This is a genomic window from uncultured Chryseobacterium sp. (assembly GCF_913776365.1).
GTDB lineage: Bacteria > Bacteroidota > Bacteroidia > Flavobacteriales > Weeksellaceae > Chryseobacterium.
Window position 1 is genome coordinate 82,378 of the sequence record NZ_CAJYMO010000318.1, and the last position, 13,876, is coordinate 96,253.

General features: G+C 43.7%; 12 protein-coding genes. 8 read left to right on the plus strand and 4 right to left on the minus strand.

All coding sequences use genetic code 11. From position 1 onward, the window contains the following. Positions 1-153 precede the first annotated feature (153 nt). A complete protein-coding gene (locus QZ735_RS17105) occupies positions 154-573 on the plus strand; it encodes a hypothetical protein (RefSeq protein ID WP_294251020.1) in 420 nt (139 codons plus the stop codon). Positions 574-610: 37 nt separating this feature from the next. Here QZ735_RS17105 and pth read toward each other — a convergent pair whose 3' ends face one another. The 4 genes from pth to mfd all read right to left on the minus strand — a co-directional run bounded on the left by pth (position 611) and on the right by mfd (position 6,739). After that, positions 611-1,174, minus strand: coding sequence for an aminoacyl-tRNA hydrolase (pth, locus tag QZ735_RS17110; protein WP_294251024.1), 564 nt, complete (start codon positions 1,172-1,174; stop codon positions 611-613). An 84-nt stretch (positions 1,175-1,258) separates the two neighbouring features. Then, positions 1,259-2,203: a hypothetical protein gene (locus QZ735_RS17115; RefSeq protein ID WP_294251027.1), complete on the minus strand. Its 945-nt coding sequence runs from the start codon at positions 2,201-2,203 to the stop codon at positions 1,259-1,261. 100 nt (positions 2,204-2,303) lie between these two features. Continuing rightward, complete coding sequence (locus QZ735_RS17120; protein ID WP_294251030.1) at positions 2,304-3,155, minus strand: hypothetical protein; 852 nt, start codon at positions 3,153-3,155, stop codon at positions 2,304-2,306. A 209-nt stretch (positions 3,156-3,364) separates the two neighbouring features. Continuing rightward, positions 3,365-6,739 (minus strand): transcription-repair coupling factor, encoded by a 3,375-nt coding sequence (gene mfd, locus QZ735_RS17125; RefSeq protein WP_294251034.1) that lies wholly within the window; start codon positions 6,737-6,739, stop codon positions 3,365-3,367. 238 nt (positions 6,740-6,977) lie between these two features. Here mfd and QZ735_RS17130 point away from each other — a divergent pair, with 238 nt between their 5' ends. The 7 genes from QZ735_RS17130 (at position 6,978) to QZ735_RS17160 (ending at position 13,848) form a co-directional block, all read left to right on the plus strand. Then, positions 6,978-7,370, plus strand: a complete 393-nt coding sequence (locus QZ735_RS17130) for a hypothetical protein (protein ID WP_294251036.1) — start codon at positions 6,978-6,980, stop codon at positions 7,368-7,370. Positions 7,371-7,624: 254 nt separating this feature from the next. Next, positions 7,625-7,861: a hypothetical protein gene (locus QZ735_RS17135; protein ID WP_294251039.1), complete on the plus strand. Its 237-nt coding sequence runs from the start codon at positions 7,625-7,627 to the stop codon at positions 7,859-7,861. A gap of 132 nt (positions 7,862-7,993) precedes the next feature. Continuing rightward, on the plus strand, positions 7,994-9,493 hold the full coding sequence (locus QZ735_RS17140) for a GH3 auxin-responsive promoter family protein (RefSeq protein WP_294251042.1): 1,500 nt from the start codon (positions 7,994-7,996) through the stop codon (positions 9,491-9,493). Positions 9,494-9,596: 103 nt separating this feature from the next. Further along, positions 9,597-9,929, plus strand: a complete 333-nt coding sequence (locus tag QZ735_RS17145) for a hypothetical protein (RefSeq protein WP_294251045.1) — start codon at positions 9,597-9,599, stop codon at positions 9,927-9,929. Between the two features lie 97 nt (positions 9,930-10,026). After that, positions 10,027-11,262 carry an MFS transporter gene (locus QZ735_RS17150; RefSeq protein WP_294251048.1) on the plus strand — a complete coding sequence of 412 codons (1,236 nt, stop codon included), beginning with the start codon at positions 10,027-10,029 and terminating at the stop codon, positions 11,260-11,262. Between the two features lie 89 nt (positions 11,263-11,351). Next, positions 11,352-11,732, plus strand: coding sequence for a hypothetical protein (locus tag QZ735_RS17155; protein WP_294251051.1), 381 nt, complete (start codon positions 11,352-11,354; stop codon positions 11,730-11,732). Positions 11,733-11,763: 31 nt separating this feature from the next. After that, entirely contained in the window at positions 11,764-13,848 is a 2,085-nt protein-coding gene (locus QZ735_RS17160) for a T9SS type B sorting domain-containing protein (RefSeq protein WP_294251054.1), read from the plus strand. The last annotated feature ends 28 nt before the right edge of the window (positions 13,849-13,876 follow it).

Here is a 13,876-nt window from a genome sequence, read left to right on the forward strand (position 1 = left end):
TATTTTCTATGCCGGTAAAAGACCGGCTGAAAGAAAATCGGCACGGTTAAAATAAAGACATGCATTCTTATTGCATCAGAAGGCTACCGGCGACGGTGGCCTTCCTGTTTTTAATATTCTTATCTTAGCTGCTGAAAAGATCCGGAAAAATATATGAAAATAATATCCGCATTAGCGTTATCAGGAATAATGGTTTTGGCCACAGGAAAGTTAACAGCTCAGAAAAGCATAAAAGATACGGCAGCCTATCTTAAAAAATTTGAAACCAACAGGGAGAAATACATCGGCAAACCTTTTTCACTGCTCCTTAAGGATATGGCTTTACTACAGATCAGGAAAGCCAAATCGGAGATCAGTGAAGATGCTGCCAATACATTGCTGACGACCCGCTTTCTGTTTTCAGACCAGAATATTGATTCTTCGCAGCCGGCACTTGTCATCCGGTGGAAAGCAGACGATGCACCGGTAACTCCGATTGAATTTCTTGAGCAGGACCATCAATACCGGTTTACCGTAAGCGAACGGAATTTTTTTGAGAAAAAAGTTATCCGGGACCTTATGGTAAAACAATAAAACCCTCCGAAGAGAATGCCGTTCCTGCTACTTACCGCTACTTACCGTTAAAGGAAGACATCGTATTGTTGATCCCTGCAAAAACGAAAGACAGGCACGCCTTGGAAAATGTATCGATCCGTTCAGGCAGTTTTTCCGTTTCTTCCTCATTCCAGGTGCCCAGAACATAGTCTACCTGTTTCCCTTCGGAAAAATCCGCGGAAATCCCGAAGCGCAGACGGGCATAATTCTGGGTCTGCAACACTTCATTGATGTTTTTCAGGCCGTTGTGGCCGGCATCGGAGCCCTTTCCTTTCATGCGCAGCGTTCCGAAAGGCAAAACCAGGTCATCGGTAACAATCAGGACATTTTCCAGCGGAATATTTTCTTTCTGCATCCAGTAGCGCACGGCATTCCCGGAAAGATTCATATAGGTATCCGGCTTCAGTACCATAACCCGCCGCCCTTTATACTTCCCGTCGGCCATCCATCCGAAATGGGTTGTATGAAAAGGGACTTCCAGGGTTTGCGCTATTTTATCCGCTACCTTAAATCCTATATTATGGCGTGTATTCTCATATTCAGGGCCTTTGTTCCCCAGCCCTACGATCAGATATTTCATCAGGAAATTTTTTGCAAAATTAAACCATTAAAAATAAAAAACCCAATCTGTTCAAAGATTGGGTCTGTATGATAATAAGGTTGTTTATAAAGGCTTGTAAATATAGTTGATTCCATATCCTTTGGTGACATACGTCTGTGGATCGTACGAAAGATCGGTTGTCTGCACTATGGGATTCGGAACCGGAACCGTAAGATCGGTCACCGACTTCCGTTTCGGGCTGTTCGGGGACATCATCCAGCTGTTCCAGTCCGTACCATCTGCGGTGTCAATAGACAGGATCCTGGAAACTTTATAGGCAAAAGGCAGCAAAGTATACGGATTGATCTGTGCATCATAATTGGCGTAATCATATCCGAGCTTTGTAACCGGAGCTCCGAGGCCACTGCCGGTTTTAGGACCATTAAATCTCGTTACTTTGGAAACGTTGTCCCCGTTGTATTCGAATTTGGTCTTCGAATAGCGGGTAAATGTCATAGGGGTACCAGACACTACATCACCGCTTTCCATATTGATGGAATCAAGTTTTGCCGTAGTTGCAGAATACCTCAGTCTATAGATAGATGCCGTTCTCTTATATAAAGTCTGCGGACCGGGAGTGGTGGCAGGAGGAACGATGGTCTTTTTATAGTATGACCGGCTTTCGGTAATCATCTCCAGTCTTCCGTTGGCTCCATAGGTAAACTGGCGGGTAAACAGGATACTGTCCTTATCGATAACATTGTCATTATCCAGGTCAAGATCCAGGAATCCCCGGAAGTCGATCCTGCTTATTTTATCTCCACTCCATGAAATATCTTCCACGGAAGCCTTCTTCTTTACCACTCTCGATACCTGTGTCCCGTTGTAATAATAGGTAGCCAGGGTATCGGAATCCGTAATCTCTCTGTATAATGCTCTGGGACCATTCAGGCCGGTATTTGTATTGGTATCCAATAACGGATCTCCGTTTTCATCCAGCAAATCATTACAGGAATGCACAGCGGTGATTCCTGCAAACAGCAACATAAAATAAAAAAGTCTTTTCATTTCCGGTAGGGGATTATTTATTTTTTCAAAATTATAATTTTTTTTTAAATAATAGGCATTTACCGATTGGTTTTAGAGAATAAATATCAAAAAAAACTTATTATTGTAATGGTTTGTATATGTATTTAAGGGATGCCTGATCGGAAACCGGATAATTCTGCGAATCGTACACATATCCTTTTGGTACGACAATAGCCGGAGCAGCAGGGCTCTGGATGGTCATCTTTCCGTAGTTATTGGCAGACAGGGTATAAAAATTAATCTTCATCGCAGTACCCGTTACCATAAAATACTCTTTCGGCAGGGTAAGGTAAGGATTGATCTTATTATCATAATTCTCATAGGCATAAGAGGTTACAGAAGCGGTAGACGGATCCGGACTGGCGCCGCTCATCAGCATGGTGGTATGGTCTGCTTTTACCACATTGTTACCCGAAAATGTAAACTTGGATTCTATATAGTGCGTATAGGCCGTGCTTCCGCCCATTTTCTTCTTCTCGACAATTCTGTACAGCTGTCCGGCAGCATCATAAAATACTGTAAAATCGCTGTGGCTGGCTCCCATTGTCATCGTATGGTCCATCGTGAATCCGGAAAGCTTACCAGCCGTATAGGTTAATGTATAAAAATAATCGATAACATGGGGACTGGTATTATCCTGGTATTTGATAGTAGCAATCTTATTCCCGGAGTAGGTTACGGTAGCAGTAAGCGTATTGCCGGACCCTGCATCCCTGACAAATGCCTGAGAAAGAATTCCGGCATTCGTTATGTATTCTTCGTAATCCTTGGTACCGTCAGTAATTTTACTTAATATCCTCGGCCCCGTAATGGTAGCTCCTGATGAGCCGTTCGTATTCTGGTTGGGCGGATCTTCCGTAGAGTTATCACACGATACTACAAAACCAAGTGCCAATGCAGCAAATGAGGAAAGAAAATACTTTTTAATCATATTGTTAATTTATTGGTGTCAAATATAAATTAATTTTTATTAATCTTATTATTAAAATCCAGCGATAACAACTAAAACCATAAAAAAATCCGGAAACTCAGGCTTCCGGATTATATAATATGTACTGATCAGATTAAAATATTGAAATTACATTAAATCATGATAAATACTTTTCTGTAAATCAAATGTCAGAAAGATCATCTCCGGCATTACGCCGTTTCTGTCTTCAGGATGGATTTCAGCAGATGGTTTACTTCTTTTACGTTATTCACATGGTCTTTTCTCATCATGAGCTGATTGCCGTCTTTGCCTGACTTTTCTTTAAGCTGTGCTTCCGAAGGGTTCTGGGTAAGATAGGTGATGATATGCCTGAATTTATTCGTCTGATAAAACTTATCCTGCGGGTTTGCCGGAAAATATCCCAGAAACACCCCGTTTTTCATCACGATCTTTTCAAAGCCTATTTCTGCAGCAAGCCATTTCAGGCTAACGCTTTTCAGCAGATTCTTCGCTTCTTCAGGTAATGGCCCGAAACGGTCGGTAAGTTCGGCTTCAAACTTTTCAAGATCTTTCTCATTGTCGATATCGGCAAGCTTCTGATACAGCAGCAGCCTTTCTTCGGTATTGGAGATGTATTCGTCCGGAAGCATCAGTTCCAGATCCGTATCGATGTTGACATCTTTAGTGGTTTTGAATAACTTATTCCTTTCTTCCTCATTTTCAAACAGGTTTTCAAACTCCTGGTCGTCTTTCAGTTCCTCCAGCGCCTCCTGCATCAGTTTCTGGTAGGTCTCAAAACCCATTTCATTGATGAATCCGCTCTGTTCAGCACCCAGCAGGTCACCGGCGCCCCGGATCTCCAGGTCTTTCATGGCAATCTGGAAACCGCTTCCCAGGTCTGAAAACTGTTCAATGGCTTCCAGGCGCTTTCTGGCATCGGAGGACATCATATCATACGGCGGTGTGATGAGGTAACAAAATGCTTTCCTGTTGCTCCGTCCTACCCTTCCCCTCATCTGGTGCAGGTCGGCCATCCCGAACCGGTGGGCATCGTTGATGAATATGGTGTTGGCATTGGGAACGTCCACGCCGCTTTCTATAATGGTAGTGGAAACCAGTACGTCGTATTTGCCTTCCATAAAATCCAGGACGTTTTTTTCCAGCTGCTTCCCTTCCATCTGCCCGTGCCCGGTAATTACCCGTGCATCCGGAACCAGTCTTTGGATCAGCCCTGCGATATCTTTCAGGTTTTCAATGCGGTTATTGATGAAATAGACCTGGCCGTCACGCTGGATTTCATACGAGACCGCATCACGGATGGTTTCTTCATTGAATCCGATAATCTGGGTATCCACCGGCTGGCGGTTAGGCGGCGGCGTCTTGATGACCGAAAGGTCCCTTGCCGCCATGAGGGAAAACTGCAGCGTTCTTGGGATCGGTGTGGCAGTAAGGGTGAGTGTATCCACATTGCTTTTCAGCGTTTTCAGCTTGTCCTTTACCGAAACGCCGAATTTATGTTCCTCATCGATAATCAATAACCCAAGATCCTTGAATTTAACGGAAGTTCCTGCCAGCTGATGGGTTCCGATAATAATATCCACCTTTCCGTTTTTCAGGTCTTCCATGGTTTCAGCCTTCTGTTTTGCTGTCCTGAAACGGTTGACATAGGCTACATTTACAGGGAAATCTTTCAGCCGGTCTTTAAAGCTCCGGTAATGCTGAAAGGCCAGAATGGTAGTAGGAACAAGTACTGCAACCTGCTTTCCGTCGGTTGCCGCTTTGAAGGCAGCCCGTACCGCGACTTCCGTTTTTCCGAAACCTACATCGCCGCAGACCAGCCTGTCCATTACCGTGTCTGCCTCCATGTCTTTCTTTACATCAATCGTCGCTTTTTCCTGATCCGGTGTATCTTCATACAGGAAGCTGGCTTCCAGTTCGTTTTGCAGATAAGAATCGGGGGTGTAGGCAAATCCTTTGGCAGTCTTCCGCTGGGCATATAATTGAATCAGATCGAAAGCAATCTGTTTTACTTTGGCTTTCGTTTTCTGTTTCAGGGACTTCCAGGTAGGAGACCCGAGTTTGCTCAACGTAATTTCCTTACCTTCCGGACCGTTATATTTTGAAATTTTGTGCAGGGAATGGATGCTTACGTACAACAGATCACCGTTTTTATACGTCAGCTTGAAGCATTCCTGTATTCTGCCGTCGTTATTTACTTTCACCAGGCCCATGAACTTTCCGATCCCATGGTCGATATGGGCGATGTAATCCCCTATTTTCAATGACATCAGGTCTTTCAGCGTAAGCTGTTCGGATTTGGCAAAAGTATTTTTAGCCTTGTACCGCTGGTACCTGTCGAAAATCTGATGATCCGTGTACAGAATGAGTTTCTGTCCGTGATCTACAAAGCCCTCGTGAAGCTCGGATCTGAAGCTTTTGAAAGGGAGTTCACGCTCCAGCTCTTCAAAAATCATTTCAAGCCTCTCTTTTTGTTTCTCCGATGAAAAGGAGATCCATATGTCATAACCTTCTTTATGTTTTTCCTCAAGATCTTCTGCCAGCATCTCGAAATTCTTGTTGAAAGAAGGCTGCGGAACCTGATCCGTCTTAACTTCCGCCAAGTCCGGCAACCCTTCAATCGGGACACTTCCGAAATCCAGGGTTCTGAATTTTTTATAATCGAATAGGAATTCCTGATCCGATATAAAAAGTTCCTGAGGGGAACGGTGAGCAATGTCTTTGCTTAAAGAATCATATTTCTCTATTGATTTTTCATAAAATGCCTTTAGTTTCTGCATCCCGATGATCCCGTTCTTTGAAATCACGATGCTTTCTTCAGGCAACAGCTGAAGAAGGGAAACCCGGCTTCCGGTTACGGTAAAATTCATATTGGATACCAGCTGAAACCCTTTTATTTTTTCCAGCGACAGCTGTGTTTCAATATCAAATGTCTTGATGCTTTCCACCTCGTTGCCGAAAAAAGTAATCCGGTAAGGCTGTTCATTGGAAAACGAAAAAACATCCACAATGCCTCCCCTCACCGAAAATTCCCCGGGCTCTGAGACAAAATCGGCCTGCTGGAAATGATAATGGTTCAGCAGTTCGTCAACAAAATCAAAATCGAGCTGGTCGCCCACTTTTATATGGTGGGAAATCGCCTTAAAATCTTCTTTCTTCAGCACTTTTTCAGACAGGGCACCGGCATAAGCAACAATAACCTTCGGCGACTTTCCGGAAGTGATCTTGTTGATCGCCTCCGTTCTCAGCACCAGGTTTGCATTCTGTGTCTTCTCTACCTGGTAGGGCTCGAGATGGGTGGCCGGAAAATACAGGACATTGTCTTTCCCCAACAGATCTTCCATTTCCGTATTGGCATACAGGGCTTCTTCCTTATCATCCAATATATACAGGAGATGTTTTTTCCGGGTAAGGAAAAGCTCTGCGGCAAGAATCGAAGCCGAGGATCCGGCACTTCCTTTGACGGCAATGTGCCGGCGGCTTTCCAGAAGGGTAAGAATTTCTTTTCCGAATTCCTTCTGAAGCAGGTGCGGAAGAAATTTTTCGTTGATGGTTTTTAACTGCATACGTGTTGGCGTTATAAACGGCAAAAGCGATTCCGGGATATTCCGGAACCGTTTTTGACTGTAACAAATATAATGCTAATTTTCTCATTAAGGAAATCCCAGCCTTTCCCGGCATCTTCAAATATTCTTACAGATTATCCTGTGCATAGTGTATGCGGCCTGCAGAATACGGCATTTCCCCTAAATGGCACACTGTTTGAAAACGTTCATTTACTTAAACATGTAAAGAAATAGTATTATGAAAAAAGCAATCAGAATTTTAGGCCTGTTCCTGCTCACCTTCTTTGTCATCACGAGCGTCGCGTGTAAAGATGACGACGATCCGGCAGACAATGACTTCTTCGCAGGAACATACAGAGGGAGTATTTCCTATAATGACGGAGGAAGTACCAACACCAGCACCAACGACGGAAGCGTATTTGTAACCAAAATCGCCAGCGGAACCAAGTATAACTTCAGGTTCTCTAACGGCATCCCTGATCTTAACGGTCTTGAATTTCAGAAAACCGGAGATAATTCGCTGGTAATGGTAGGTTCAAACCAAACCGTATATGTACGTATTGACAACAATGATCTGAAAATGTTTTATACGGCTGACGGAAAAACGTGGACCGCCAACTGTAAAAGATAACCAACTTTCATACATATGTTAGACCTGCTTCCCTACTCGTGAGGGAAGCAGGTTTTTTTATTAGGATAACAGCAAATCAATCAGTCAGGCTTCACTCTTTACAGCATCAGTAAGCAGAAATTACGGCTTATGAACTCATTTGTTTAATCTTTTTTTAAGCTGTGATAAACTTTAGTTAAGTTTCTGAAAATCATTTTTCCGGTGTATTTTTTGTCTACCTTTGAATCAAGCAAAAAACAAAAAATAAATTTCTCATGAAAAAATTATTCACTGCAATGGCCTTTGTTTTAGGACTCGGACTTGCCACTGCCCAGCAAACTGCACCTGTTAAAAAAGCTGCTTCTTCCCAGACTGTAAAGACGGTAAAAGCCCGGCAGCCTGCCGCTACTCCCGCAGCCGCTAAATTGAAAAAAGACGGTACACCGGATAAACGGTATAAGGAAAATAAAAAGCTGAAAAAAGACGGCACGCCGGATAAAAGATACAAGTAGACTCAACTCAACCTATTAGTTGTTATTTTCATAATCAAATTTCGTAGAACCGATGACAGACTCATCGGTTTTTTTTATGTCTAATTCCCTGAAACATGCAGGAGATTGTGCGGTTATTTATAAATTTGATGCATGTTACACTTCCTCAAGAAAAAGATAGCCCTTCTGTGGGCCCGAAAACATGTAAGGGATGCTGAAAAATTCAAAAAGAATGCTCCTTCAGACCAGGAAAAGCTGCTGCTCTCCCTGGTTGATACAGCCCGGAAAACCCTCTTCGGAAGGGAACATGAATTTGAAAACATCCATTCTGTAAAAGACTTTCAGGACAGGGTGAGTGTTGCCGATTACGAGAACCTGAAACCCTATATCGAAAGGGTCAAGAGAGGCCAGGCCAACATCCTCTGGACCGGTGTCCCTGAATATTTTGCGAAAACCTCCGGCACGACTTCCGGTTCAAAATACATTCCGATTTCTGCCGAAGGAATGCCTTTTCAGGTGAAAGGGGCACAGAGCGCCCTGTTCCATTATATTGCCCGGAAAGACAATGCAGATTTTGTCAGCGGAAAAATGATCTTTCTGCAGGGGAGCCCTGAGCTTGAGGAAATCTTCGGGATCAAGACCGGCCGCCTCTCCGGCATTGTAGCCCACCATATCCCGGATTACCTTCAGAAAAACAGGCTTCCAAGCTGGGAAACCAATATGATGGAAGACTGGGAGGCGAAGGTGGATAAGATTGTTGAGGAAACAGAAAAAGAAAACATGACGCTGATATCAGGGATTCCGCCATGGCTGATCATGTATTTCGAAAAATTAACGGAAAAGCACGGCAAGAAAATCAGGCAGCTCTTCCCGAACCTTCAGCTGATCGTTACCGGTGGTGTCAACTACGAGCCTTACCGGGATAAGATGGAGGAACTGCTGGGCGGAGCGACAGATATCGTACAGACTTTTCCGGCTTCGGAAGGTTTCTTTGCATTTCAGGATGATTATACGAAAGAAGGATTGCTGCTGCTCACGAATCACGGGATTTTTTATGAATTTATTCCGCTGGAACGTTACGGAAAGCCTGATGCAAAAAGATTAACGCTGGAAGAAGTGGAACTCCATAAGGATTATGCCCTGATTATAACCACAAATTCCGGGCTTTGGGCCTATTCCATCGGTGATGTAGTGCGATTTATTGATAAAGACCCTTACCGGATCCTGGTCAGCGGCAGGACAAAACATTTCACTTCAGCTTTCGGGGAACATGTAATTGCCTTTGAAGTGGAAGAGGCAATGAAGGCGGCGCTGGAAAAACACCCTGCCCATATTACGGAATTCCATCTGGCACCGCAGGTAAATCCCGCAGACGGACTGCCTTACCACGAATGGTTTATTGAGTTCGAAAAAACCCCTGAAGACCTTGCAGCTTTCAGAAATGAGCTGGATGAGCAGATGAGAAAGCGGAATACCTATTACGATGATCTGATTTCCGGAAATATTCTCCGGAAACTGCAGGTTACGCTGCTCAGAAAGAATGCTTTTCAGGAATATGCCAGATCCCAGGGAAAACTCGGGGGCCAGAACAAAATCCCGAGACTTGCCAATGACAGGATGATTGCCGATATATTGGAAATATATAAACTTTAGACATATTTTTTCAATTCCGGAAACATATATTCGAAAAAAATTATAAATTTGAAAAACCTAAAAAATAATAATGAAAGCATCTGTACTTCTAAAATCATCTTTATTGACATCCTTATTTGTAATTTCCTCATGTGCCACGACAAAATATTCTGAAGATATTGCAAAAAATGATTATTCGAATCTGGAGGCAGGAAAGATGTATACGGTAACGATGAAAGACGGCTCGAAAAAACAGAAGATGCTGTTCCGGAATGTAGATGGTGACAACCTCATAGGCACTGCCGGAAAGAAGGACAGTACGGTGGTTACCATTCCTAAATCCAATGTGGCCGCTGTAAAAGACAGCCGTAAAGCAGGGATTACCACGGGTGCTGTAGTTATCGGAGCGGCAGGAGTGGCGGCCCTGGTTCTAAGCGCAACCAGAGTGGATGACTAAGCAGATTTTCATCTTTTAGTTTCTATTTCAACATATCGGTCAAAAAAAATCATGATAAGTATAGCCTCAAATCAATATTTGAGGCTATTTTTGTCTGATGATTCCATTTACTCCGTTACAGACCCTGAAAATTGTCGAATTCAGAAATCTTCTTACCGGAAGGTTTTTTATGGTTTTGGCTTTCAGGATGCTGGCCACATTGCTGGGATGGTGGGTATACCAGCTTACCAAGGATCCTTTTTCAATCGGGCTTATCGGGCTATCCGAAGTTATTCCTGCAGTGAGCTGTGCATTGTATGCAGGCCATGTGATTGACATGAACGAAAAGAAAAGACTGCTGCTCCTCTGCAGTTATGCTTATATTTTCCTGATCGGCCTGCTTCTTATCCCGGCATTTCTTAATGTTGAGATGCATTTTACAGGGCATCAGATTACCTATTTTATTTACGGGGTTATCTTTTTTACCGGAATTGCACGGGCTTTTATCGGCCCTATCGTTCCGGCTATGATTCCTTCCATAGTCAAAAAGGAAAATCTGCCGAATGCCGTAACACTGAATCAGGCAACATTCCTGATTTCCTCTGTATGCGGACATGCAACTGGCGGTTTTCTTATCGGTTACTTTGGGGTTCAATGGACACTGGTAGTCATCATTTCCCTGATATTCCTGGCTTCCCTCTTCTTTTTTCAGTTAAATAAACAGCAGTCCGGATACAAAAAAGAGAATATTAGCGTTATAGACAGTATGCGGGAAGGAATTTCCTATATTTTCAGGACCAAGGAGATCCTGGGAGCACTGTGCCTGGATATGTTTGCGGTCCTTTTCGGAGGTGCCGTTGCCATGATCCCGGTGTATGCTACAGATATTCTGAAAGTAGGAGCAGAAGGTTTTGGACTGCTGAATGCCGCTTCCGATATCGGATCAATGTGCATCATTGCATTGTTATCAGTAATTCCTCTGAAAAAAAATCAGGGAAAAATCTTACTGGTGGCAGTGGCAGGATTCGGTTTGTGCATTATCGGTTTCGGGCTTTCGCATCTGTACTGGCTTTCTTTTATGTTCCTGATGATGAGCGGAATGCTGGATGGGATATCTGTGGTTATCAGAGGCACGATTGTACAGCTGAAAACCCCGGATCATATCAGGGGCAGGGTACTGAGCGTCAACTCCATATTCATTATGTCCAGCAACGAAATGGGACAATTTGAAAGCGGCCTTAGCGCCAAACTATTAGGGGTTGTACGTTCCGTGGTAATCGGAGGAACCATGACGGTACTGATTGCATTGATTGTAGGAAGTACCAATCCCAAACTGAGAAAAATGCAGTATTAAAAGAAGAAATACCCTTTTATTAAATTAATCTTAAAAACTTTAGTTTAAAATTAATATATTGTTATATTTGTAAGATTAAATTTTCCCTTATGAAAAAAACTTTACTCACTTTAATAGTTGTGATGTTCAGCATGTTCACCTATGCGCAGAGCAGCTACCGGAAAACACTGGATTCGAAGGCAGAGAAAATTTCTTCTGCGAAATCCATAGCAGATTACGATAAACTTTTCAACGATTTTTCAGACCTTACAAGAAATCCGGATGCTTACCGCTGGAAGGCTTACTACTATACCGCCCTGGTATTGTATAAAAAGTCGGAATTTCTGTTGGCCTCCAATAAGAAAAGTGATATTTCCTATTTTAACGGACTCGCTAAAAAATATGTAATGGGCAGCCTGTCTGCCATGCCTGACGATAAGGATAACAACGAACTGATGCAGCTGATAACAGAGCAGAACAGCCTGAAGTAAGCAGATCTTTATCTTTAAAACAATTCGAAACATGAAGAAAACACTACTCTTTGTCATTTTTTTATTATCCCATATCCTCTATGCCCAGTATAGTGACTGCGTTACAGCAATGCCTGTCTGCAGCAATGCTAATATTACACTGACGCCCAGCGGTACAGGAAACGTACTGGAAGGTACGGGCTGTATGGGCGGAAAAGAACACAATTCCATCTGGTTTACTTTCAGTACACTGTCAGCAGGTACGCTGACGTTTGTGATCACTCCTGTAGGTACCGTGGATTATGACTGGGCACTTTACGGTCCTAACCAGAACTGTTCGCAGATCCAGACGGCACCTCCTTTGAGATGCTCCTACGATGCGCCGCCGCCCTATCCTACCGGCCTTAACATGACCTCATTGGATACTTCTGAAGGCGCCGGAACCGATAACCTGGGAAACATTTCTGATGGAATGGTGAAATATATCGATGTGCTTCCGGGAGAAGTATATTATCTGCTGGTAGATAATTTTTCGCCGACGGTATCCCAGTTTTCACTGACCTTCGGAGGAACAGCAGGCTTGTTAACGCCTTTTGACGATCCTGTACTACAGCCTTTTCCTTTTATTGTACCCGGACCTAACCACGACGGAAATATAGACATTTGCGGAAATCCTGTGAATTTTGATTTCTCCACACTGAGCGCAGGAATCATCAACGGCAATCCCAATTTTATTGTAAGATACTATACCTCAGCAGCAAATGCCCTGGATAATATCAATCCAATTACCACTCCGGTGGCGGTGAACACCACCACCACTTATCATTATTCGATCTCCTACTCCGATCCTGTAAGCCCTGCCAGCTTCCTGAATCAGTGTAAACAGTTCGGAACGATCAAATTCGTTGACCGGTCATTTAAGCTTACGCCGGCTTCGCTCACCTCCTGTAGCAACAACAACTCAGGAACAGCAATGTATGACCTGACCACGGCGACCATTGGCGCTACACCGAATCTTACGCTGAAATACTATCCTTCCCTTCCGGCATTGAACGCAGGAGTGAATGAAATTACCAACCCTTATCAGTATGTGGCTGCTGCAGGATCTGCTTTTGTAAAGGCAACCAACCAATACGGATGTACGGATATTACAGAGATCAAACTTAACTTCCATCCGCTGGTAACCACTATAGATGCCACTTTAAGGTCATGTTACCTTGAGGCAAATCCTACAACGGCTATGTTTAATCTCACCAACGCTTTGGTAACCAACGATACGGGAATAACAAAGTCCTATTATCCATCCATGGCAGATGCCGTAGCAGGAACCAACCCTATTCCCGATCCTCAGAATTATGTCTCTCCTAACGGGGTTGCGTATGTGAAGGTTACGAATTCCAACCAGTGCTACCGGGTTGCTAAAGTGACGCTGATTGTATTGCCGCCTGTATATTCCACGATCCTTGAAGACAAGATCATCTGTATGGAAGACACGACTACGTTGGATGCAGGTCCCGGATTTACCGCCTACAAATGGAGCACGGGAGCAACGGCACAGACCATCAGCAATGTTACGGTAGGGACCTATTGGGTAGAGCTTACTACAGGAACCTGCGTGACCAGACAGGGCGTAAAAGTGTATGCTTCCGAGCAGCCTGTAATTTCTGATGTTGACATCACCAGCACCAGCATTACCGTAAATGTTATAGGCGGAACCGCACCTTACAAATATTCCATTGACGGAATCAACTGGCAGGACTCAAACATCTTCCAGAACGTAGCACGGGGCGATCACATGATTTATGTGAAAGACGCTTATGATTGCGAACCGATTACCATTACCGTGGTCGTACCGCATCTGGTAAACGTGATTACACCAAACGGCGATGGAGTGAACGACGTGATCGACTATTCCGGCCTGGCAAGCAAGCAAAACCTGATCCTGAGCATTTATGACCGGTATGGCGTAAAAGTAGGACAGGCCGATAAGACCAACGGATACAAATGGGACGGAACCACTTTAGGTAAAAAAATACCTACCGGAACCTACTGGTATTCCGTAACCTGGAATGAGAATGACAAAAAAAATACACCGATTAAATTCTCAGGATGGGTACTGGTTAAAAACAGGGAGTAATCCCAATCTATAGGAAACCGCTTTTCAA

Coding starts and splice junctions, on each gene's coding strand:
- QZ735_RS17160 (WP_294251054.1), top strand. CDS start 11,764: ATGAAGAAAACACTACTCTTTGTCATTTTTTTATTATCCCATATCCTC.
- QZ735_RS17140 (WP_294251042.1), top strand. CDS start 7,994: ATGTTACACTTCCTCAAGAAAAAGATAGCCCTTCTGTGGGCCCGAAAA.
- mfd (WP_294251034.1), bottom strand. CDS start 6,739: ATGCAGTTAAAAACCATCAACGAAAAATTTCTTCCGCACCTGCTTCAG.
- QZ735_RS17105 (WP_294251020.1), top strand. CDS start 154: ATGAAAATAATATCCGCATTAGCGTTATCAGGAATAATGGTTTTGGCC.
- pth (WP_294251024.1), bottom strand. CDS start 1,174: ATGAAATATCTGATCGTAGGGCTGGGGAACAAAGGCCCTGAATATGAG.
- QZ735_RS17130 (WP_294251036.1), top strand. CDS start 6,978: ATGAAAAAAGCAATCAGAATTTTAGGCCTGTTCCTGCTCACCTTCTTT.
- QZ735_RS17155 (WP_294251051.1), top strand. CDS start 11,352: ATGAAAAAAACTTTACTCACTTTAATAGTTGTGATGTTCAGCATGTTC.
- QZ735_RS17150 (WP_294251048.1), top strand. CDS start 10,027: ATGATTCCATTTACTCCGTTACAGACCCTGAAAATTGTCGAATTCAGA.
- QZ735_RS17120 (WP_294251030.1), bottom strand. CDS start 3,155: ATGATTAAAAAGTATTTTCTTTCCTCATTTGCTGCATTGGCACTTGGT.
- QZ735_RS17135 (WP_294251039.1), top strand. CDS start 7,625: ATGAAAAAATTATTCACTGCAATGGCCTTTGTTTTAGGACTCGGACTT.
- QZ735_RS17115 (WP_294251027.1), bottom strand. CDS start 2,203: ATGAAAAGACTTTTTTATTTTATGTTGCTGTTTGCAGGAATCACCGCT.